General features: G+C 29.3%; 22 protein-coding genes. 19 read left to right on the forward strand and 3 right to left on the reverse strand.

From position 1 onward, the window contains the following. Nucleotides 1-1005 (forward strand): tRNA (adenosine(37)-N6)-threonylcarbamoyltransferase complex transferase subunit TsaD, encoded by a 1005-nt coding sequence (gene tsaD / locus AC4PG3_RS03390; protein WP_492198193.1) that lies wholly within the window; start codon nucleotides 1-3, stop codon nucleotides 1003-1005. Between the two features lie 163 nt (nucleotides 1006-1168). On the opposite strand, the gene AC4PG3_RS03395 is transcribed toward tsaD, so the two are convergent. Together AC4PG3_RS03395 and AC4PG3_RS03400 are read right to left on the reverse strand one after the other, a co-directional pair. Continuing rightward, nucleotides 1169-3076, reverse strand: a complete 1908-nt coding sequence (locus AC4PG3_RS03395; protein WP_492197666.1) for an ABC-F family ATP-binding cassette domain-containing protein — start codon at nucleotides 3074-3076, stop codon at nucleotides 1169-1171. Between the two features lie 67 nt (nucleotides 3077-3143). Beyond that, on the reverse strand, nucleotides 3144-3356 hold the full coding sequence (locus AC4PG3_RS03400) for a hypothetical protein (protein WP_492197667.1): 213 nt from the start codon (nucleotides 3354-3356) through the stop codon (nucleotides 3144-3146). 136 nt (nucleotides 3357-3492) lie between these two features. On the opposite strand from AC4PG3_RS03400, the gene AC4PG3_RS03405 reads away from it, so the two are divergent. The 8 genes from AC4PG3_RS03405 (at nucleotide 3493) to AC4PG3_RS03440 (ending at nucleotide 11639) form a co-directional block, all read left to right on the forward strand. Further along, nucleotides 3493-4131 (forward strand): redox-sensing transcriptional repressor Rex, encoded by a 639-nt coding sequence (locus AC4PG3_RS03405; protein WP_492197668.1) that lies wholly within the window; start codon nucleotides 3493-3495, stop codon nucleotides 4129-4131. 23 nt (nucleotides 4132-4154) lie between these two features. Further along, on the forward strand, nucleotides 4155-5030 hold the full coding sequence (locus AC4PG3_RS03410) for a DNA-3-methyladenine glycosylase family protein (RefSeq protein ID WP_492197669.1): 876 nt from the start codon (nucleotides 4155-4157) through the stop codon (nucleotides 5028-5030). A 99-nt stretch (nucleotides 5031-5129) separates the two neighbouring features. Beyond that, nucleotides 5130-5813, forward strand: coding sequence for a DUF554 domain-containing protein (locus AC4PG3_RS03415; protein WP_492197670.1), 684 nt, complete (start codon nucleotides 5130-5132; stop codon nucleotides 5811-5813). 201 nt (nucleotides 5814-6014) lie between these two features. After that, a complete protein-coding gene (locus AC4PG3_RS03420; protein WP_492197671.1) occupies nucleotides 6015-6296 on the forward strand; it encodes a co-chaperone GroES in 282 nt (93 codons plus the stop codon). Nucleotides 6297-6323: 27 nt separating this feature from the next. After that, nucleotides 6324-7961: a chaperonin GroEL gene (gene groL / locus AC4PG3_RS03425; RefSeq protein WP_492197672.1), complete on the forward strand. Its 1638-nt coding sequence runs from the start codon at nucleotides 6324-6326 to the stop codon at nucleotides 7959-7961. 207 nt (nucleotides 7962-8168) lie between these two features. Continuing rightward, complete coding sequence (galE, locus tag AC4PG3_RS03430; RefSeq protein ID WP_492197673.1) at nucleotides 8169-9155, forward strand: UDP-glucose 4-epimerase GalE; 987 nt, start codon at nucleotides 8169-8171, stop codon at nucleotides 9153-9155. 9 nt (nucleotides 9156-9164) lie between these two features. After that, on the forward strand, nucleotides 9165-10685 hold the full coding sequence (locus AC4PG3_RS03435) for a UDP-glucose--hexose-1-phosphate uridylyltransferase (protein WP_492197674.1): 1521 nt from the start codon (nucleotides 9165-9167) through the stop codon (nucleotides 10683-10685). A gap of 15 nt (nucleotides 10686-10700) precedes the next feature. Further along, nucleotides 10701-11639, forward strand: a complete 939-nt coding sequence (locus AC4PG3_RS03440) for a BadF/BadG/BcrA/BcrD ATPase family protein (RefSeq protein WP_492197675.1) — start codon at nucleotides 10701-10703, stop codon at nucleotides 11637-11639. A 34-nt stretch (nucleotides 11640-11673) separates the two neighbouring features. Here the strand turns inward: AC4PG3_RS03440 and AC4PG3_RS03445 are convergent, their stop codons facing one another. Further along, nucleotides 11674-13461, reverse strand: coding sequence for a MutS-related protein (locus AC4PG3_RS03445; RefSeq protein ID WP_492197676.1), 1788 nt, complete (start codon nucleotides 13459-13461; stop codon nucleotides 11674-11676). A 117-nt stretch (nucleotides 13462-13578) separates the two neighbouring features. Between AC4PG3_RS03445 and AC4PG3_RS03450 the strand changes: the two genes are divergently transcribed. From AC4PG3_RS03450 to AC4PG3_RS03495, 10 genes are all read left to right on the forward strand, one after another. Next, nucleotides 13579-14130: an RNA polymerase sigma factor gene (locus AC4PG3_RS03450; protein ID WP_492197677.1), complete on the forward strand. Its 552-nt coding sequence runs from the start codon at nucleotides 13579-13581 to the stop codon at nucleotides 14128-14130. After that, nucleotides 14117-14602: a hypothetical protein gene (locus tag AC4PG3_RS03455; protein WP_492197678.1), complete on the forward strand. Its 486-nt coding sequence runs from the start codon at nucleotides 14117-14119 to the stop codon at nucleotides 14600-14602. The genes AC4PG3_RS03450 and AC4PG3_RS03455 overlap by 14 nt, the downstream gene beginning before the upstream one ends. 1 nt (nucleotide 14603) lies before the next feature. Beyond that, the gene (locus AC4PG3_RS03460; RefSeq protein WP_492197679.1) at nucleotides 14604-15383 is read left to right on the forward strand and encodes a hypothetical protein; all 780 of its coding nucleotides are present in this window, start codon (nucleotides 14604-14606) and stop codon (nucleotides 15381-15383) included. Beyond that, entirely contained in the window at nucleotides 15376-15708 is a 333-nt protein-coding gene (locus tag AC4PG3_RS03465) for a LiaF transmembrane domain-containing protein (RefSeq protein ID WP_492197680.1), read from the forward strand. Before AC4PG3_RS03460 ends, AC4PG3_RS03465 begins: the two co-directional genes overlap by 8 nt. 68 nt (nucleotides 15709-15776) lie before the next feature. After that, complete coding sequence (locus AC4PG3_RS03470; RefSeq protein WP_492197681.1) at nucleotides 15777-16607, forward strand: MBL fold metallo-hydrolase; 831 nt, start codon at nucleotides 15777-15779, stop codon at nucleotides 16605-16607. A gap of 83 nt (nucleotides 16608-16690) precedes the next feature. Then, on the forward strand, nucleotides 16691-17236 hold the full coding sequence (locus AC4PG3_RS03475) for a hypothetical protein (RefSeq protein ID WP_492197682.1): 546 nt from the start codon (nucleotides 16691-16693) through the stop codon (nucleotides 17234-17236). 117 nt (nucleotides 17237-17353) lie between these two features. Further along, a complete protein-coding gene (gene uvsE, locus AC4PG3_RS03480; protein ID WP_492197683.1) occupies nucleotides 17354-18604 on the forward strand; it encodes a UV DNA damage repair endonuclease UvsE in 1251 nt (416 codons plus the stop codon). Between the two features lie 217 nt (nucleotides 18605-18821). Next, a complete protein-coding gene (locus AC4PG3_RS03485) occupies nucleotides 18822-19496 on the forward strand; it encodes a GTP pyrophosphokinase (protein ID WP_492197684.1) in 675 nt (224 codons plus the stop codon). Nucleotides 19497-19888: 392 nt separating this feature from the next. After that, a complete protein-coding gene (locus tag AC4PG3_RS03490) occupies nucleotides 19889-21085 on the forward strand; it encodes a DUF2812 domain-containing protein (protein WP_492197685.1) in 1197 nt (398 codons plus the stop codon). A gap of 3 nt (nucleotides 21086-21088) precedes the next feature. After that, on the forward strand, nucleotides 21089-21739 hold the full coding sequence (locus AC4PG3_RS03495) for a hypothetical protein (RefSeq protein ID WP_492197686.1): 651 nt from the start codon (nucleotides 21089-21091) through the stop codon (nucleotides 21737-21739). Nucleotides 21740-21831 lie beyond the last annotated feature (92 nt).

A 21831-nucleotide genomic window follows, 5' to 3' on the forward strand; every position in this document is an offset into this window, starting at 1 on the left:
TTGTTAACATTGGCAATAGAAACATCATGTGATGAGACATCAGTTGCAGTATTAGAAGACGGAAGAAAAATATTATCAAATATAGTATCTTCCCAAATAGAAATTCACAAAAAATTTGGGGGAGTAGTTCCAGAAATAGCATCAAGAAAACATATAGAAAGTATAAATAATATAATACAAGAGGCCCTAGATGAGGCGGATTGTACCTTTAAAGATATAGATATTATTGGAGTAACTAGAGGTCCTGGACTAGTTGGAGCCCTTCTTGTAGGAATTTCCGCAGCTAAAGCACTTGCGTATGCCATGGATATACCTCTTGTAGGGGTTAATCATATAGAAGGACATATTTCTGCTAATTATATAGAGCATAAAGAGCTTGAGCCACCATTTACTTGCCTTGTAGTATCTGGAGGACACACTTATCTTTTAAACGCAAAAAGCTATGAAGACTATGAATTAATAGGACGAACTAGAGACGATGCCTCAGGTGAAGCTTTTGATAAAGTTGCCCGAGCTTTAGGTTTACCTTATCCAGGAGGACCTTATATAGATGAATTAGCTAAAAAGGGAAATCCTGATGCAATAGATTTTCCTAGGGTATTTTTAGAAAATGATAGCTATGACTTTAGTTTTAGTGGACTTAAAACTGCAGTATTAAACTATTTAAATCAAATGAAACAAAAGGGTGAAGAGATAATTATAGAAGATGTAGCAGCAAGTTTTCAACAGGCAGTATTAGATGTGCTTGTGGATAAGTCATTTAGACTTGCAAAAGAAACAAATTCTAATAAGCTGGTATTAGCTGGAGGAGTAGCTGCAAATGAGGGTTTAAGAAATATGATGGAAAAAAGAGGGAAAAAAGAAGGAATAGAAATTTACTACCCTTCAAGGATATTATGCACAGATAATGCAGCAATGATAGGATCAGCTGCTTATTATAATTATATAAATGGGAAAACTTCAAATCTACATCTTAAGGTATCACCAAATTTGGGGCTAAACTGACAAATATCAACAAGGTTTTCCACAGATTATTAACATGTTTAAAATAATAAAGAAAATAGCCTGTGGATAATGTGGGAAAGAATTCAGAAAATCTTCTATACAAGCTATAATCCGGGGATAACTTTGTGGACATTGTGGATAAATTGTTAATTACTTGTGGATATTACTCAGTAAGTGATATCCACTTATCATATATACTATCTAATTCATCTTGAAATAATTGTCGCTTTTCACCTAATTCTAAAACTTTTTTTGGATCCTCATATATATCCTTCTCACAAAGAAGTAAGTCTATTTCTTTAATAGAATTTTCAATTTCAGATATACTAGATTCTAATTTTTTAATTTGTTTATTTTTTTCTTTTTCTTGCTTTAATTTTTCTCTTTCTCTTTTCTTTTCTTCTTTTAATTGAGTCTTAGTCTTTTCTGGACTATTATCTTCTGTGATAATAATTTCATTTTTCTTTTCTAAATAGTAATTGTAATTTCCAAGATATTCTTTGATACCATTTTCAGTTAACTCTAATATCTTTGTACAAACTCTATTTAAAAAATATCTATCATGGGAGATGACAAATAAAGTTCCATCATAGTCTTTTACAGAGTCCTCTAATACTTCCTTTGAATCTATATCTAAGTGATTTGTAGGCTCATCCATAAGTAGGAAATTAGCCTTAGATAGCATCAATTTCAGTAAGTTTATTCTTGCCTTTTCACCACCACTTAAAAGAGATATTTCTTTAAATATATCATCTCCTATAAATAAAAATTGACTTAAAAGTGTTCTAATTTCAGTATGACTTAGCTTAGGATTTTCATCCCAAATCTCATCTATAATAGTTTTGTCTAGATTTAAACTCTCCATCTCTTGATCAAAATAAGCTGGAAATACATTGTGGCCTAGATTTATTTCTCCATTATCGTATTTTAATTCTCCTAATATTATTTTAAATAAAGTGGATTTACCTATTCCATTAGGACCTATTAAGCCTACTTTTTCTCCTTTATAGATTTGAAAATTAATATCTTCTAAGAGTTTAAAACTATCAAAACTCTTAGAAATACTTTCTACAAAAAGTACATCATTACCAGATTTTATCTTGGGTTCAAATCGCATTCTAGTCCTTGAAGATTCAGTTTTTTTCTCCATGACTTTTATTTTATCAAGCATTTTTTGTCTACTTCTTGCAAGACGATTATATCTTTCTCCGCCATATGCCTTAAATCTATCTATTATTTCTTGTTGTCTTTTAATCTCGCTTTGCTGTTCTTCAAAGTGCTTCTTATAGACTTCTAGGTCTTTTTTTCTTCTCTCCATAAACTCTGTGTAATTAGTATTGTAGATATGAAGACTTTTATCTTCTATATAGAAGATTTTATTTACCACATTATCTAAAAAGTATCTATCATGAGATATAATTAGACTAGATCCTTTATAGTCTTTTAAGAATTTTTCTAACCAAGATATGGCATCGATATCTAAATGGTTTGTAGGCTCATCTAAAAGGAGTATATCTGGTTTTTGAAGCAAGAGCTTAGCTAAACCTAATCTGGATTTTTGTCCTCCACTTAAAAGATTAACTCTTTTTTCAAAGTCTTCTTCTAAAAATCCTAATCCTAATAGGATGCCTCTTATCTCAGAATTATACCCATATCCATTTAGCTCTGTAAATCTTTCAGATAGTTCACCATATTTATCCATTAATTTAAGTAATTTAGGAGAGTTATCTTTAGAACTCTCCTGGGATATCTCATTTTCTAAATGTCTCAAGTCTTTTTCCATTTGAATTAAGTCTTTAAATATGTCTAGACATTCTTCAAATATACTTTTTTCACTGTCTATATTTACATGTTGCTTTAAATAACCTATTTTTAAATCTTTTTGAATATAAATTTCACCACTGTCTTTTTCAATTTCACCTGCCAGGATATTGAAAAGCGTAGTTTTTCCTGAACCATTTAGACCAATTACACCTATCTTGTCATTTGGTTCTACTCTAAAGCTTATTTCATCTAAAATAGTGTCTACAATATATGTTTTAGTAATATTATTACATGATAGTACGGACATAAACTTCCTCCTAAATTTTCATACTATCATTGTATCAAATATTAGATTTCTTTAAAAGAAATTAAAATTAAGATTTAAACTCTGTTTCCATAGCTAGGGCTGACAATACTTTGTCAATTAAATTTAATTCACAGGTATGTTCATTTGTGAAATGGGTACAATTAGTACAACTCTCATATTTTTCTTCACTCATACTTTTAAGAGAAGAGGCAGTAGAATCATCTAAATTATAACTATCACAGTGAACTGCAATTTTTCTAAATTGTTCTAGACTTGCCATTTAAATCACTCCTTTTAAATAGTATGAGGATATATTATTTTAATATTCAAGCCTAAATAACTTTAATTGTAGGAAAATTGACTAAGTTTTATCAAGATGCTATAATATGTAATAAACTATTAGGATGGTGGTAAGAATGAAAAAGGATAAGGTATCAATAACAGTAATTAGAAGACTGCCTATATACTATAGATATTTGGAAGAATTGCTTCAAAATGGAATAAATAGAATATCCTCAAAAGAATTAAGTAATATAACAGGTTTTACAGCATCTCAGATTAGACAAGATTTAAATAATTTTGGAGGGTTTGGGCAGCAGGGATATGGATATAATGTAAAAGAACTTCATGGGGAAATTGGCAAGATATTAGGATTAGATAAAGAATATAAAGTCGTATTAACAGGTGCTGGTAATCTTGGCCATGCAATTGCCATATATAAAGGATTTAAAGAATCGGGATTTAATACTGTAGAAGTATTTGACAAGAATCCAGATAATCCTAGACATAAAAATAGAGGTTTAGGAGTTAGACCTATGGAGGAATTAGAAGGATTTTTAAAAGAAAATCATATAGATATAGGTATTATAACTACTAATAAAGCTCAAGCTCAAAGGGTAGCTGATATATATGTAAAGAATGGTGTAAAAGCTATTTGGAACTTTGCACCTATAGATTTAGTAGTACCAGAGGATGTAATTGTAGAAACTGTAAGATTAAGTGAAAGTCTATTTACATTATCATACTTTTTAAAAGAATCAAAAAAGACAGATTAGTACTTATATATAAGGGAGAGTCTATGAAATATACTATAGTAGAAGAAAAGAATAGGATAATCCTAAAGGATATAAAAAATTTTAATCCTAAGCATATATTTGAATGTGGTCAAGCTTTTAGATGGGAAAAAAAAGAAGATTTAAGTTATGATATAGTAGCTTTTGGTCGAATGTTAAATGTGAAAAAAGAAAATCAAGATATTATCTTAACAGGTACGGATATAGAAGACTTTAATAGTATATGGTATAATTATTTTGATTTAGATAGGGATTATGATGAAATAAAAATGAAACTATCAAAGGATCCAATATTAAAAGAAGCTATAGATTTTGGTTCTGGATTAAGAATATTAAATCAAGAACCCTTTGAAATAGTAATATCTTTTATAATATCTGCAAATAATCAAATACCTAGAATAAAAAAATCAATAGAGTTAATTTCTGCAGAATATGGTACACAAAGGAGTGGACCTTGTGTGTATTATAGTTTTCCAACACCTTTAGAATTATCTAGGGCAAATGCGGAGGATTTAAGAGCTAAGGCAAAGGTAGGATTTAGAGATAAACGAATTGTTGAAACCAGTAAAATCATATCAAATGGAGATTTAAATTTAGACGATATATTTAAAATGAGTAGAGAAGAAGGAAAAAAATTACTTATGACCCTACCTGGAGTAGGACCAAAGGTTAGTGATTGTATACTTTTATTTGCCTTCAATAAAGATGAAGCTTTTCCTGTAGATGTTTGGGTTAAAAGAGTAATGGAGTATTTTTACTTAAAAAAAGATACAAATATAAAAGATATTGGTATGTATGGAGCTAAGATTTTTGGAAACCTTGCAGGTTTTGCTCAACAATATCTATTTTACTATGCAAGAGAACTTGGAATAGGTAAATAAATATTATTTAGGCTAGTTTATAGCCTATTTTTTTATGGTAATTTTTATTAAAATAGTATATTCTTATAGATATTAAATTAAAGGACAAGGAGGGTTTCTATGTTAGGCACTATGGTAAATGTAGTAGCAATAATAAGTGGGGCATTACTTGGAATTATAATAAGAAATGGAATAAAAGATGATTACAAAAATACAATTATGGATGGTCTAGGCCTATCGGTAATTATAATAGGTATAATGGGTGGTATAAAAGCTCAAAATATGACTTTAGTAATTGTAAGTATTGTAATAGGCAGTATTATAGGAGAAATTATAGGAATAGAAAAAAGATTAAATAACCTGGGAGATAAAATGGAGAAATCCTTTGGAAAAGGGGATTCTAATTTTTCTAAGGGGTTTGTAACAGCTTCTTTAGTCTATTGTATAGGGGCAATGGCCATAGTAGGATCACTTGAATCAGGGCTTATGGGAAATCACAACACTTTATTTGCGAAGTCTGTATTAGATGGTATCTCAGCTATAATATTTGCATCAACTCTTGGGATTGGTGTAGCCTTTTCTGCTGTACCAGTACTTATATATCAGGGAAGTATTACATTGCTTTCCGGTTCTCTAAAGGATATATTAACTCCAGAAGTTATAACAGAGATGTCTGCTGTAGGAGGAATACTTATACTTGCCATAGGAATAAATATACTAGAAATCAAAAAGATTAAGATAGGAAACATGTTGCCGGCTATATTTATACCTATAATATATTCAGTTATAATATCTTTATTTTAAAATGGAGAAAAAGCAAGTAAAACCAAGAAAATTTGAGTAAATAAGTATAAATTTGAATTAATGGTAAATAATGCTAGGGTGGTAAAAAATCTAGCACTTGATTAGACAAATAATTTAAGGTAACATTGAATACAGGACTTAGCACTCACTGCAGTCGATTGCTAATAAAATAAAAAAGATAAAACAAGGAGGTAGTATCCTATGAATTTAAAACCATTAGGAGACAGAGTGGTTATTAAAAAAGTAGAAGCGGAGGAGAAGACAAAGAGTGGTATAGTTTTACCTAGCTCTGCTAAAGAACAGCCACAAATGGCTGAAGTTATAGCTATTGGAGCAGATATTACTAATGATGAAAAGAAAAAAGAACAAATCAAAACTGGGGATACAGTAATATTCTCTCAATATGCAGGTACTGAAATCAAACTTGATGGCGAAGAATTAACTATCTTAAAATTATCAGATATCTTAGCGGTAGTTCAATAATTAATCGATTAAAAGGAGTGAATATAAATGGCAAAGGAAATTTTATTTGGTGAAGATGCCCGTCGTGCAATGGAGACAGGTATAAATAAATTAGCTAATACAGTTAAAGGTACTTTAGGACCTAAAGGTAGAAATGTAGTATTAGATAAAAAATTTGGTGCACCACTTATTACAAATGATGGTGTAACTATAGCTCGTGAAATAGAATTAGAAGATAAATATGAAAATATGGGAGCACAACTTGTAAAAGAAGTTGCTACAAAAACTAATGATGTAGCTGGAGATGGTACTACTACTGCAACACTACTTGCTCAAGCTATCATAAGAGAAGGACTTAAAAATGTAGCAGCAGGTGCAAACCCAATGATTATTCAAAAGGGAATAAAAAAAGCTGTAGATGCTACAGTTGAACAAATCAAAAACTTTTCAGTAAAAGTAGATTCTAAAGATGCTATAGCTCAAGTAGGATCTATATCTGCTGGAGATGAAGAAATAGGAAAACTAATAGCAGAGGCTATGGAAAAAGTAGGAAATGACGGAGTTATAACTGTAGAAGAATCAAGGTCAATGGGCACTACTTTAGAAGTTGTAGAAGGTATGCAATTTGACAGAGGATATGTATCACCTTATATGGTAACAGATACAGATAAGATGGTAGCAGAAATTGAAAACCCATATATCCTTATTACAGATAAGAAAATTACAAGTATACAAGAGATACTTCCAGTATTAGAGCAAATAGTTGAACAAGGTAAACCTTTAATCCTTATTGCAGAGGATATTGAAGGTGAAGCAATGGCTACTTTAGTAGTAAATAAACTTAGAGGTACATTCAACTGTGTAGCTGTAAAAGCTCCAGGATTTGGTGATAGAAGAAAAGAAATGTTACAAGATATAGCTATCTTAACAGGAGCTACTGTTATATCTGAAGAATTAGGATATGAATTAAAAGAAGCTACACTAGATATGCTAGGTAGTGCAGCAAAAGTTAAAATAGATAAGGAAAACACTGTAATAGTTAATGGAGCTGGAGACGATTCAGTTATAAAAGACAGAGTAAGACAATTAAAAGTTCAACTTGAAGAAACTGAAAGTGAATTCGATGCTGAAAAACTTCAAGAAAGGCTTGCTAAGCTTTCAGGTGGAGTAGCAGTTATCCAAGTAGGTGCTGCAACAGAGACAGAACTAAAAGAGCGAAAACTAAGAATTGAAGATGCTCTATCAGCTACTCGTGCAGCAGTAGAAGAAGGATTAGTACCTGGTGGTGGAACAGTTCTAATAGATTCTATACCTGCTGTTGAAAAAATCTTAGATGAAACTGTTGGCGATGAAAAAACAGGAGTTAAGATTATCCTTAAAGCTTTAGAAGAACCAGTAAAGCAAATAGCAACAAATGCAGGACTAGAAGGTTCTATCATAGTTGAAAAAGTAAAAGAAGCAGAAAATGGAATAGGTTTTGATGCTTTAAATGAAAAATATGTAAATATGGTAGAGTTAGGAATAGTTGACCCAACTAAAGTAACTAGATCAGCTCTACAAAATGCAGCAAGTGTATCTGCTATGGTTCTAACTACAGAATCTGCAGTTGCTGATATTGAAGAAGAAGACTCCATGGCTGGTATGGGCGGCATGGGAGGAATGGGTGGCATGGGCGGAATGATGTAATAATTCCCCAAACCCGTTAATCAACAATTTTATAAAGTGAAGAATTGATTTAATAAGAAGAGAGGTCTATCATTAATTGATAAATTAGTGATGGACCTCTTTTGATTGATCAGATGTATAATCTTTTTTAAATCTTGACAGTATTGACAATACAGAATACTTACAATAGTATTAGAATTAAAAGATGGAAAATTAAGGGGGAGAATTATGTCAATTTTAGTTTGTGGTGGAGCAGGATATATTGGTTCTCACTGTGTATATAAGTTGATTGAACAAGGTCAAAAAGTTATTATAATAGATAATTTAGAAACAGGTAATAAAGAGGCAATCCATCCTAATGCAGTGTTTTACAAAGGAGATATAAGGGATGAGAGCTTTTTAGAAGAGGTATTTGCCAAAGAAGAAATAAAGGGAGTTATTCATTTTGCCGCAAATTCTCTAGTTGGAGAGAGTATGGTAAATCCACTTAAATATTTTAATAATAATGTTCATGGAACAGAAGTCTTATTAAAATCAATGGTTAAACACAATATAGATAAAATAGTATTTTCTTCCACTGCAGCAGTTTATGGTGAGCCTGGAAAGGATTTAATAGACGAAGAGACAAATCCTAATCCTACAAACACTTATGGAGAGACAAAGTTAACCATGGAAAAGATGATGAAATGGGTAGATAAGATACATGGAATTAAATATGTAAGTTTGAGATATTTTAATGTGGCGGGAGCTCATAAAAATGGGAAAATAGGTGAAAGTCATGATCCAGAAACTCATCTTATTCCCTTAGTACTCCAAGTTCCCTTGGGAAAGAGAGACAAGATAATGATATTTGGGGATGACTATCCTACAAAGGATGGCACTTGCATAAGAGATTACATTCATGTAGAAGACTTAATAGATGCACATCTTTTAGCTCTTGATTATTTAAATAGGGAAAATACAAGCAATATATTTAATCTTGGAAATGGAGAAGGTTTTTCAGTAAAAGAGATTATAGAAGCAAGTGAAAGAGTTGTAGGTGAAAATATAAAAAAAGAAATTGCCAAAAGAAGAGCAGGAGATCCAGCAGTACTTGTAGCATCATCGGAAAAAGCTAGACAAACACTAGGTTGGAAGCCTAAGTACACAAATGTAGAAGATATAATAAATTCTGCTTGGAAATTTCATAAAAAACATAAAAACGGATTAAAATAGGTGATTAATATGATAGATATAAATGTAGAGATAAGAGATTTAGTGGAATACGCCATAGATAAAAAATTCTTAGATAGAAGAGACAGAGTATATGGTATAAACAGGATACTAGAAGTTATAAATCAAAAAGAATATAAAGAACCTGATACATTTACAAGCACTAAAAGAGATATAGAAGATATTTTAAATAATTTTAGAAAATGGGCAGTGGAAAATAAAATAGTGGAAAATGATAGCGTAAGTACCCTAGACCTATTTGATACAAGAATTATGGGGGTACTAGTAAAGAGACCTTCAGAAATAGAGAGAGAGTTTTGGGAGAACTATGACATATCTCCTAAAGAAGCTACAGACTTTTATTATAATTTATCTATAGATACAAACTATATTAGGAAACAAAGGGTTTCAAAGGATATAAAATGGGTTTATAAATCATCCTATGGAGATTTAGATATAACTATAAATATGTCTAAACCAGAAAAAGATCCTAGAGATATAGAGAGGATGAAAAATGAGAAGTCTTCAAATTATCCTAAATGTCTGCTATGTAGGGAAAATGAAGGTTATAGAGGTGGAGGGTCCCATCCAGCTAGAGGAAATCATAGGATAATTCAGCTAGATTTAAATGAAGAACAATGGTTTCTCCAATACTCTCCTTATACATATTATAATGAACATTGTATAGTCTTTAAGGGAGCTCATGAGCCTATGAATGTGGACATAAATACATTTAAAAGACTATTGGATTTTGTAGAAGATTTTCCCCATTATTTCATAGGTTCAAATGCAGGACTACCAATTGTAGGAGGTTCTATATTAAGTCATGATCACTTCCAAGGTGGTAGATATTCCTTTGCTATGGAAAATGCACAGGAGGAAAATCATTTAGAAATAGATGGGATATATACATCAACTTTAAAATGGCCTATGAGTGTGATAAGGCTTAAATCAAAAGATAAAGAGAGATTAATACAAAAAGCCTATGATATATCCAAGTCTTGGGAAGTCTATAATGATAAATCAGTGGGGATCATATCTGATACAAATGGAACACCTCATAATGCGATTACACCTATTTGTAGAAAAAGAGATAATCTCTATGAGATTGATTTAGTTCTTAGAAATAATAGAACTACAAAAGAAAGACCATATGGCTTATTTCATCCTAGAGAAGAATATCACAATATAAAAAAAGAAAATATAGGGCTGATAGAAGTCATGGGCTTGGCTGTCCTTCCATCTAGATTAAAAAGGGAAATTGAAGATTTAAAAGAATATCTTTTGAAAAAGGATTTAGATTCTATAAAAGAGGATAATAATTTAAAAAAACATTTAGATCTTGCTAAAAATATATTGGAAGAAAGCAAAGTAGATAGGGAAAATATTGATTATATAGTAGAAAATAAAGTAGGAGAAGTATTTTTAAATGTACTAAAAGATGCAGGAGTTTTTAAGGATACAGAAGAAGGCCAGGATGCTTTTAATAGATGTCGAGAGAATTTATTTTCACAAGTTCAAATAGTCTCATAGATTGAGGGGAAAAAGATGAAATTTTTAGGAGTAGATGGTGGTGGAACTAAAACAGAATTCATTATAATAGATGAAATGGGCAATATACTCTCATATTGTAAAAGATCTAGTTGTCATTACAAACAGACTTCTCTATTAAATTTTAAAAATGTCTTAAGGGAAGGCATTGATTATGTATGCAAGAAATCACACACTAAACTTTTAGAAATCGACTATGCAGTCCTTGGAATTCCTGGATATGGATGCATTATAGAGGATATGAATATTTTAGAGGATGTAGTAGGCGAAATATTTCCTACAAATAGATTTAAATGTGTAAACGATGGAGAAATAGCTTGGGCAGGTTCCTTAGCTTTTCAGCCAGGAATAAATATCGTAAGTGGGACAGGCTGTATTGGATTTGGAGTAGATAGGGAGTATTCCAAATTGGAAAGTGGCGGTTGGGGAAGTTTTTGTGGAGATGAGGGTTCAGGATATTGGCTTGGGAAAAAGGCAATAGAACTCTTCACTAAGCAATCTGATGGAAGACTTGAAAAGTCTCCCATCTATTATATCTTAAAAGAAAGATTTAAACTAAAAAATGATAGACAAATAGTGAATATACTATTAAACAAATACCATATGGATAGGAGAGAAATAGCATCCTTATCAAAGAGCTTAAAGCTTGCTGCAGATATGGGAGATAAGTTTGCAATAGAATTTTTTAAAATGGCAGCTTATGAATACTATTTAATTGTAAAATCGCTAATAAATCAATTGGATTATAAGCTAAAAGAAGAAATTTTAATTTCTTATTCAGGTGGAGTATTTAAGGCGGGAGAATATGTATTAGAGCCTTTTAAAGCTTATTTAAATAATCTAAGTGGAAACCTAAAACTTATAGAGCCAATTTTAAGCCCTGTGTTAGGGGCAGCTCTATATAGTATGAAGATAGTTTTAGGTGAATTAAAATGAACAAAGGGTAGGGGAAACTTTGTTTATTTTTCCCCTACTCCATAACCTCTATACCAACTAATTCCATAAGATGTCTTGCATTGGTAGACTTTGATCTACCTTTTTTTATTTTATAATCAAAGGAAATCTTTCCGTTTATATAGTCCTCAGCAAAGTGATAATTTTCTATCCTAGGATATCTATCTAGTTCACATAGCTCAAAGTCATGGGTAGTAATAGCACCTATTAATCCTAGGGCATTTAAATTTTTTAATACATTTTTTGCTCCAAATATTCTATCCTTAGAATTTGTACCTTTAAATATCTCATCTATTAAAAATACTGTATCTTTATTTTTTTTAGCATAATCTAAAATCTCTTTAATCCTCAAAAGTTCTGCATAAAAAGTAGATATTTTATTTTTTAAATCATCTGTAACTCTCATGGAAGTATAGACATTCATAATTGGAGATTTAAATTCCTTAGAGATAGTTACACATCCAGCATTTAAAAGAACTAGATTTATACCTATTGTCCTTAAAAATGTAGTCTTACCACTCATGTTAGATCCTGTGATAACTAATATATTATTATTTATATCTATATTATTGTTTATTCTATCTTCTACTTCCAATAGAGGATGACCACAGGATTTAGCTTTTATCTCCCTGTCGTTTATTACAATTGGAAATGAAGTATTTTCCTCTATCTGTAATAGGGCAGATAGACTTGTCAAAGATTCAAATTTTCCTATGGAGTAGATCCAATGTCTTACATCATTAGCATATTTATTCTTCCAAGCTTCTAATGAAAATACACATCTATATTCCCAAAGGAAAAGTATATTCAATAGAAGATAGAGAAGTCCACTGTGTTTTAAATTTATCTTCTCAGAGACTAGGTCTAATTTCTTTATAGCTTTAATTGCATTTTTTTCAGAAAATAAATCTGTTTTCATTTCCTTTAAAAGTGGAGAGGTAAAGTTTTCTTTCTCAATAACTTTTAAAAGGTCTAAGTATACTTCTAAATTATCTTTAAAGGGTCCTACTTTATCTAATATCTCTGCATTTTTTCTTATACCTAGTAACCAAATTATTATTTGAAATGCAAATAAAAAAAACACTAGGCTATATAATTGTTGAATTTTAAAGAATAAGATTATACCAGATATTCCTAAGACTACTATAGGTAACATCTCTATAAAAGCTCTTTTATTCTTAGAATAAGAAAAGCTTTCCTTATTTTCAAAATAAGATATTAATTCTTCTGGGCTTTTCATCTTTTTCTTTTTGCTACTTTCATATTCTAGATTTTGGGCAAAATCTAATTTAGAGGACAATTCTTCTATAGCCTTTTGTCTAGATAATATGTCATCTTTATTATACTGTGGGTTTAATAAATCATTAGCTAAAGTATTTCTTCCAATCCAAGTATTAGATAAATTTATTCTCTGAAATAGAGACCTATCCCCTATAATGTCTAAATCACTAGAGTATCTATGTGATTTATTCCAAAACTCTTCTCCTATGTCGGAAAAGTTTATCCATTTTCCATTTATTCTATCTAAATATCTATTGTTTATATCTATCAGACTCTTTGCAAAAGATAGTTTATCTTTTACTTTATTATGGTATATGATAAGACATATAAAGCCTATAATAGCTGCTATGGTTAAGAAATAAAAGAAGTCGCTGTAATTAGTTTTTACATATCGATATCCTAGATATACTATAGAGATAAAGGAGATAAGCCTTATACTGGCAATTAAGTTTAAATTTCTTTTTAAATTTTCTTTTTCTTCATTATATTTTTTTATTCTAGTGTAAAATTTATCTGTAATCAATATTTATCACCTCAGTTTAGTATTTACATTATTATCATAACATAAAAGAAAATAATAAGTTTATTTTGCAGTACTTTTTATTTTATTTTCGTTTACATTATTGAGAGGAGGGGAGAGATGGAGTCAATTTTAATCCAGAAAGCTACTAAAGGAGATGAAACAGCCTTTAGGCATATTGTGGAAAATTATAAGAATTATATATTTGCAATTGTATTAAAATTTATAAAAGATAATAAAGAAGCAGAGAATGTGGCTCAAGAAGTATTTTTACAGATTTATCTCTCCCTACCTAAATATAAGGATGATAATTTTAAAGCTTGGATTGGAAGAATTGCTACCAATAAAGCTATAGATTACAATAGGAAAAAGAAAAACAGAGAAAAAGAAGATTCACTAGAAGAAGAGATCATAGAAAATTTAAATATAAATACTCTACCCACTCCAGAGGAAATATTTATTCAAGAAGAAAAGAAGTCTGACATAAGAAAAGCACTTAAAAATCTACCTAAGATATATGGAGAAGTAATATATAAGTTTTATTTTGAAGCTAAATCATATGATGAAATAGCCATAGAAGAAAAGGTTACAAAAAAGACAGTGGCATCAAGGCTCTATAGAGGTAAAAATCTATTAAAAGAGGAATGGAGGCTAGAAGATGACTCATTATGATATTGTAGAATGGAAACTTTTTAAAGAAAATCTGTTAGATGAAAATATAAAAATAGACATGGAAGATCATCTATTAGAATGTGATAAATGTATGGATATATTCCTTTCACTTGTAGATGAAGAATTAGAAGAAAGTCCTAAGGTTTCAGATGATTTCACCCACAGTGTAATGGGAAAAATACAGAGCCAAACACAAATAAATAAAATCAATAAGAGAACTAAAAAATCTAAGAAAAACATCTACAACGAGCTTTTAGTCTACTATATAGCTGTTGCCTCTGTTGCAATATTTTTAACGGGAACTGGATTTTTTAACACCATAGTGTCACAAACACCTCAATTTGGAGAAACGATAATAGTAAGTAAAAAACAGGTAAAATTAGATTCTGTATATAATTTTTCCAAGAATATAACAGATTCTACTTCAAACTTTGTAAGAGATTTTAATTTAGAAATAAAGGAGAAGAGATAATATGAAGAAAAAAAGTAAATTTTTAACATTTTTATTGAGCTTTATACCAGGATTATCCCATATTTATTTAGGGCGTTTTGAAAGAGGAGCAATTTATCTGTTTCTAACAGGAGGATTATTTGTAGCTGCCATTGTCCTAGGGGGTATGATGTTTTATAATGATCTTGCAGTTTTAATGGCCTTTGCTGGAGTTGCAGTAGTATGGCTAATAGCTCTATTAGATGCTTTTTCAAGTTTGAATAATAGAGAAGCTTTAATTGATGAGGAGGGAAAAGTTATAAATAATAAAATAGAGAATAAAAAGATAATCACATTAGCTCTATCTATGATTCCTGGAGCAGGACATATGTATTTAAATTATCAAAAAAGAGGGCTTATATTTATGGCAGGATTTTTCTTTACCATATTCTTTATGGGATGGTTAAATTTAAGCTTTTTAGTATTTATATTACCACTTATATGGTTTTATTCATTTTTTGATGCATACCATATATTAAATGGAGGAGAAATAGAAGATATAAATTTAGAAGGATTTTTACCAAAATTAAAGCAAAAGTATATAGGTATAGCTCTTATAGTAATTGGAGTAACAGTTATACTTCAAAATATGGTATATCCATTAATTAGAATTTATATAGATCATAGCATGGTAAGATATATACAAACACTTATAGTATCATTTATATTTATCATAGGTGGAATAAAGTTAATAAAGGGAAGAAAAGAAATAGAAGATACAGAAGATATAATAGAAATAGAAGAAGGTGAAAGAGATGAATAAGAGAGTAGGTACTATATCCATGGGATTGGTCCTTATATTCTTTGGGATCATAATCTTAATAGCACAGGTAAGTGGAAGCTCTGCAGTAGAACTATTTGTAAAGTTTTGGCCTACTATCTTAATCTTAATAGGATTAGAAATCCTATTTTATTCCTACAAAAATAATACAGGAGATACAAAGATTAAATATGATGTATTTTCAATATTTATTGTGATAATTATACTAATGGTAAATATGGCCATATATGGACTTATGGAAACTGGAATAATGGACTTAATAAGATTGAGAGTAGATCAGGAAATAGAGTACTATGAACAATATTAATATATTATAAATATTAATGAAGATAAATTTCATCATAAGGGTAATAATTATCTAAGAGGTGAAGATTGATGAGAATAGTTACATTGATGGAAAATAAATTAGGCAGTACAGACGATTTAGATATAGAACATGGGCTTTCAGTATATATAGAGGTAGATAATAAGAAAATTTTATTTGACACAGGACAAAGTGGGAACTTTATAGACAATGCTAGAAAGCTAGGAATTGATTTGAAGGAACTGGACTATGTACTAATTAGTCATGGACATTATGATCACAGTGGAGGATTTCAAAGACTTATAGAAGAAGTCAATCCCCACATTAAACTCTATGTAGGAGATGGATTTTGGGATAAAAAATATGCCTTAAGGGAAAGTGGAGATTATGAATATATAGGGAATTTATTTGAGGAATCATTTTTAGTAGAAAACCATATACCTATAGAATATATAAATAAAAATATGATAAATATCACAGAAAACTTGATGGTGTTTACTAATTTTGATAGAAATGAGGATTATGAAAACAAAAATGAAACTATGTATTTAAAAGAGGATGGAAAATATAAAATAGACAATTTTACAGATGAAATCTCTTTAGGTATTAAAACAGATAAAGGTCTAGTAGTTATAGTTGGGTGTTCCCATCCAGGAGTTGTAAATATACTTGAAAGCATAATAGATAGAACTGGGATGGATATTCATACATTAGTAGGTGGGACTCATTTAGTAAAAGAAGATGATGAAAAGATAAACAATATAATAGAATATTTTAAAGAAAAAGATATAAAAATTATAGGGGCTTGTCATTGCACTGGAAAACAAGGGGAAACTATGCTTAGTCAACAATTAGAAGATATATTTATAAATAATAACACAGGAGATATTCTAAAGGTCTAAATTTGAAGAAAGATAGCTATTGAAAAAAGCCTTTAATAGTTGTAAAATGGAGAAGTTATTATAATTTTTTTTAGAGGTGAAAGATGGAAAAGCAAATTTATATTTTATTATCCCATAGTGGATCTATTTTGTCCAAGCTTATAAATATCTATACTAGAAAGAAATTTACTCATGTTTCCATAGGCTTAGATAAAAATTTAGATGAACTATATAGCTTTGGTAGAATAAGACCCAATAATCCTGTAATAGGAGGATTTGTTAGGGAAGATATATTAAATGGTACTTATAAAAGATTTCCAAAGACGAGATGTGCAATATATTCTTTAAATGTAACCCAAGAACAATACAACAGATTAGAAAAAGAGATTGGAAGATTTAAAAAAGAGCAGGAAAAATATGGATACAATTTAATAGGACTGTTTGGAGTCTTATTTCATTATCCAATATATAGAAAATATAATTATTTTTGCTCTCAATTTGTATCAGAAGTACTTGCAAATAGTGGTATAAATATTATAGAAAAATCTCCTGGTCTCACATCACCTACAGATTTTATAGGGTGTAAAGGGTTAAAAGAAGTATATGTAGGACCAATTAGAAATTATAAAAAGCTATCAACCTCCCTATAAGGGAGGTGTTTTTATTTTTAAACAAAAAAATAAAAATTTAAATTTAGGGTAAACATAGAGAAAACTAAGAATGATTCTTAAAATTAACAAAATTTAATAAAATTGTGAGGGAATTAAATGGAAATCGGCTATGCGTGTTTAACAATAGGAGTAAGAGATACTAATTTTAAGACTTGTAGCTTAAAAAATGCAAGCAAAGAAAATCTCATCAAAATTATTGATCATAATTTGAAATCTCTAGAAAATATAATAGACTACAATATAAAAAGTGGTATAAAACTATTTAGAATAAGCTCTGACATCATACCCTTTGGTTCAAGTCCGGTAAATACAGTATCTTGGTGGAGAGTATTTGAGACCCGTTTAGATTATATAGGAAAAAAGATAAAAAAATCTAATATGAGAGTATCTATGCATCCAGGACAATACACAGTTTTAAATTCAAATGATGAAGATGTAGTGAAAAGGTCGGTTGAGGATTTAGTATATCACAATAGATTTTTAAATAGTTTAGGTATAGATAAAAAGAACAAGATAATTCTTCATATAGGAGGAGTTTATGGAGATAAAAAAGGAGCAATAAATAGATTTATAAAAAACTATGAACTCCTAGATCAAGGGATAAAGGATAGGCTTGTAATTGAAAATGATGATAAATCTTATAATATAGAGGAGGTCTTAGGGATTTCAAATATATTACATATACCAGTAGTCTATGATAACCTTCACAATCAAGTGTTGCCAGCAGATTTTTTAAAAGATGATAGATACTATATAGAAAAGGCTAGAAAAACCTGGAAAATAGAAGATGGAAAGCAAAAGACTCATTATTCACAGCAAAATCCAGATAAAAGACCTGGAAGCCATTCAGAAACTATAGATATAAAAACATTCGCAGATTATATAAAAGGCTTACCTGATATAGATATAATGTTTGAAGTAAAAGATAAAAATCTCTCTACAATAAAAGCTATTAATTATTTAAATTTAAATCAAAACATCAAAAATCTAGAATTAGAATGGAGTAAATATAAATACAATGTTTTAGAACATTCCCCTAATGCTTATAAAGAGATAAGAAATTTATTAAAAGATAAGAAAACTTATCCTGTATTTAAGTTTTATAATTTAATAGATGAAGCTCTTGAAACTAAAGTAGAATTTGGTAATTCTCTAAATGCAATTTCTCATGTATGGGGATATTTTAAAAATAAAGCTTCAGAAAAAGAAAAGAAAAAATACAATTCGTATTTGAAGCGTTATGAGAAGAGAAGCTTTTCCATAAAAGCTATTAAAAAGCTACTATGGGAAATGGCAGTAAAATATGATGAAGATTATTTATTATCTTCATATTACTTTTACTTTTAAGGTTAGCAAAACTTTGAAATTATAAAAAAACAAGTGAATTTATTTTGATGACTAAAAAAATATAAAAAACTCTTACTCTTATATTAAGAAGGATATAATTAAATTAAATAAGAATATAAACAAAGTAATAAAGTGGAAGTAGAATATTTATAAAAGCTTTAAAGAAAAGTAAAAAGCTAGTATAATTAAATACATAATATTAAATGAGGTGGCATAAATGGAAAAAGATGATTCTAAAAAAACTATATTGACAGAAACAGTATTACCTAAAGTACCAGAGGAGATTATTAAAGAAATAGCAAATTTTAGAGAGCTTATGATGATATATAATTCTGCTATTAGAGAAGTAACTACAAAATTAGAGATATTAAATGATGAATTATCACTAAATAATAGAAAAAATCCTATACAATTTATTAAATCAAGAATTAAAAAACCAGATAGCATTTTAAACAAACTTAAAAGATTAGACAAAGAAATAAGTGTTGAATCTATCACAGAATCTCTTAATGATGTAGCAGGAATACGAGTAATCTGTTCTTTTATTGATGATGTGTATAAGATTGCTGATATGTTGATTAAGCAAGATGATATCACTTTAATTGATGCAAAGGATTATATTAAAAAACCTAAGCCAAATGGATATAGAAGTTACCATTTGATTATTGAAGTTCCTGTTTTCTTTTCACAAGAAAAGCAAATGGTGAGAGTAGAAATTCAAATTCGAACATCAGCCATGGACTTTTGGGCAAGTGTAGAGCACAAGTTAAAATATAAAAAGGATTTCGAAACATCCAAAGAAATAGAAGATGAATTAAAGCAATGTGCAGAGACTATTGCTCAAACTGATTTACAGATGATGAGTATCAGGGATAAAATAGAAGGGAATTAGTCTGTTTTATTAATAATGAATGTAAGATAAATAATGTGTAGTAATATAAGTTTGCTGGTGTAGACATATTTATAAAGAACGCAGGTTCCGTTCAAGATTCTTAAGTATCACGACACAGAATCTTTCATAAGTCAGCGCTTATGTTTATAAATATGTCTTGCGAAAAGGCTTTTCTTCAGTTAATTAAATAAAACTTGACATTGGAATAGTCATAGGTGCAATAATGGATGAAAATAAAAACAAAGAATAAACGAATGTTATGATTCAAAAACTTAAGACCTAGTATTTATCTCATATCTCTTAAATTATATAATAAAAAATACATATTTGAAACAGAAGACAATATAAGATAGTATAATGATTACATAATAATGTAAGTTGGTGATATTAATATGGATAAAGTAGTTCGAAGATTGTTACTTGGAGATTTGTCTAATATTGAAGAATATGAAGAATACTTTTCTGATATGTCTAGAGAAGGTTTACATTTAGAAAAGATAGGAAAAATATTTGCATATTTTAAAGAAGGAGAACCTAAAAATTTAAAATATAGAATAGATATAGCAAGGGAAAAACAAATAGAGGAGAAAAAAGAAAAACATAAAGAAAAGGGTTGGAATTTTGTTGCAGCTAAAGATTCTTTTCTAGTTTTTTCTATAGAACAGTCTTCTAATTTAAAGGAACTATATGAAACTCCAGAAGAACAAAGATCCTCATTCATAGATGCTCAAGAAGAAATTATTAAAGATGAGTTTAATAATGTAATAATGCAGGGGCTAGTTATTATAGTTATAGTGAGTCTTATTTATTTTCAAATAAGCATGTCTGGAGGTCTTTATCTTTCTTTAACAGAAGAAAATGAAATATATAGATTTATATTTATTACTCTTCTTCCTTTCTTTAGTTATGGAAAAAAGAGAAAAAACTTAAAAAGAATAGAAAATACTTTAGAATCTGGAGAATTTCTAAGACATGAAGGTGACTATTCTTCAATGAGTAAGAAGTTTGTTATTAAAAAATCTATAGCCACCTTATTAGTTTTAATTGGATTTATTCTTATATATTATAGAGGTACAAATTTTGAAATTATAGAACTCAGTCCAACAGATGATTTAGACAAATTGCCTATGGTCACAATTGAAACCATAGAAAAGGATAATCTTGAAGATAAAACAAATGACATCTATGAGATAAAATATCCTACAAGATCTCCCAATTTTATAAGGAAAGAATGGAGTCCCTTTGCCCCTAAAAATTATATATTGATACAAAGTGTTATATTGAAAAATCAAGATGAAGAGTCTAGGGATGCTAAGGCCTTTTTAAAAATAAACTATTATTTGACTAGATTTGAATTTATAGCTAAAGGCTTAGAAGAGGATATAAATAGAGAAAGAAATAAATACGGTATAAATTTTGAAAAACTTCAAGGGGAAAAAGATATGTCTATTCATTCCTTTGAAAAAGAAAATACCATATATCTATTAATGAGAAAAGACAAAGAAGTAATATTTTTAGAATATGAAAATGGAAGAGTTAATTTAGAAGAAATAATCCAAGTTGTAAAGAAAAAGATGGGAGATGAATAAGCTGTGAAAAAAATACTATATTTAATAATCTTATCTATGATGGTATTTATTACTTCTGCCTGTACAGCATCTAACTATTCTAATATGCACATAGAAATAGCTGAGTTAACACAGGAAGAAGAGAATATAGTAAAATTACTTGGTGCAGGTATGCACGGCAAGATATATGACTTTACTCTAGATGATAAAGCACAGACTATGAAAATAAATAAATATAAGTTAAAAGATGGAAAGTGGCATTCTGATTCTAATCAATTCAGAGAATTTAAAGACAATGATGGAAGATTAGCTTTAACTTTTGATAATCTTGCTAATGGTTTGGGAATTGCAGTACAAAGTGAGAATGGAAATGAATATAGTTTGCACTCAACTGAGTATGAAGAAAAACATGATGATAAGTCTTATACAACTTCCCATTTAAGCGAAAGAACAGAGATTATCTATGAAAAAGAAATACCCCTTGCTATTCAAATAATAACATCTAAAGATTCGGTTAGTTCTTATAATGTAGAATATTTTTATAGTCCTGAGGAATATGAAAAACATGGATATGAACATGTCTATGCAGTTACAGTAATGTTTAGTACCAAATCAATTAATGAATTAGATGATATAAAATTAGAAGAAGTAGAAGAAGAATTAAGCAAAAATTAGGAAGATAGGATAAATTTTAATTTTGGTTTTTATAAAAAACACACAATTAATTGTGTGTTTTTTATTTTTTAATACTAAAACTATTGACGAAT

The organism is Tissierella sp. QWL-11, assembly GCF_058683765.1.

What these genes read in the sequence shown, in the direction of transcription:
- AC4PG3_RS03455 (WP_492197678.1), top strand. Translation starts at nt 14,117, where the DNA reads ATGACTCATTATGATATTGTAGAATGGAAACTTTTTAAAGAAAATCTG.
- groL (WP_492197672.1), top strand. Translation starts at nt 6,324, where the DNA reads ATGGCAAAGGAAATTTTATTTGGTGAAGATGCCCGTCGTGCAATGGAG.
- AC4PG3_RS03395 (WP_492197666.1), bottom strand. Translation starts at nt 3,076, where the DNA reads ATGTCCGTACTATCATGTAATAATATTACTAAAACATATATTGTAGAC.
- AC4PG3_RS03410 (WP_492197669.1), top strand. Translation starts at nt 4,155, where the DNA reads ATGAAATATACTATAGTAGAAGAAAAGAATAGGATAATCCTAAAGGAT.
- AC4PG3_RS03465 (WP_492197680.1), top strand. Translation starts at nt 15,376, where the DNA reads ATGAATAAGAGAGTAGGTACTATATCCATGGGATTGGTCCTTATATTC.
- AC4PG3_RS03485 (WP_492197684.1), top strand. Translation starts at nt 18,822, where the DNA reads ATGGAAAAAGATGATTCTAAAAAAACTATATTGACAGAAACAGTATTA.
- AC4PG3_RS03415 (WP_492197670.1), top strand. Translation starts at nt 5,130, where the DNA reads ATGTTAGGCACTATGGTAAATGTAGTAGCAATAATAAGTGGGGCATTA.
- AC4PG3_RS03490 (WP_492197685.1), top strand. Translation starts at nt 19,889, where the DNA reads ATGGATAAAGTAGTTCGAAGATTGTTACTTGGAGATTTGTCTAATATT.
- uvsE (WP_492197683.1), top strand. Translation starts at nt 17,354, where the DNA reads ATGGAAATCGGCTATGCGTGTTTAACAATAGGAGTAAGAGATACTAAT.
- AC4PG3_RS03470 (WP_492197681.1), top strand. Translation starts at nt 15,777, where the DNA reads ATGAGAATAGTTACATTGATGGAAAATAAATTAGGCAGTACAGACGAT.
- AC4PG3_RS03475 (WP_492197682.1), top strand. Translation starts at nt 16,691, where the DNA reads ATGGAAAAGCAAATTTATATTTTATTATCCCATAGTGGATCTATTTTG.
- galE (WP_492197673.1), top strand. Translation starts at nt 8,169, where the DNA reads ATGTCAATTTTAGTTTGTGGTGGAGCAGGATATATTGGTTCTCACTGT.
- AC4PG3_RS03435 (WP_492197674.1), top strand. Translation starts at nt 9,165, where the DNA reads ATGATAGATATAAATGTAGAGATAAGAGATTTAGTGGAATACGCCATA.
- AC4PG3_RS03440 (WP_492197675.1), top strand. Translation starts at nt 10,701, where the DNA reads ATGAAATTTTTAGGAGTAGATGGTGGTGGAACTAAAACAGAATTCATT.
- AC4PG3_RS03460 (WP_492197679.1), top strand. Translation starts at nt 14,604, where the DNA reads ATGAAGAAAAAAAGTAAATTTTTAACATTTTTATTGAGCTTTATACCA.
- AC4PG3_RS03405 (WP_492197668.1), top strand. Translation starts at nt 3,493, where the DNA reads ATGAAAAAGGATAAGGTATCAATAACAGTAATTAGAAGACTGCCTATA.
- AC4PG3_RS03420 (WP_492197671.1), top strand. Translation starts at nt 6,015, where the DNA reads ATGAATTTAAAACCATTAGGAGACAGAGTGGTTATTAAAAAAGTAGAA.
- AC4PG3_RS03450 (WP_492197677.1), top strand. Translation starts at nt 13,579, where the DNA reads ATGGAGTCAATTTTAATCCAGAAAGCTACTAAAGGAGATGAAACAGCC.
- AC4PG3_RS03400 (WP_492197667.1), bottom strand. Translation starts at nt 3,356, where the DNA reads ATGGCAAGTCTAGAACAATTTAGAAAAATTGCAGTTCACTGTGATAGT.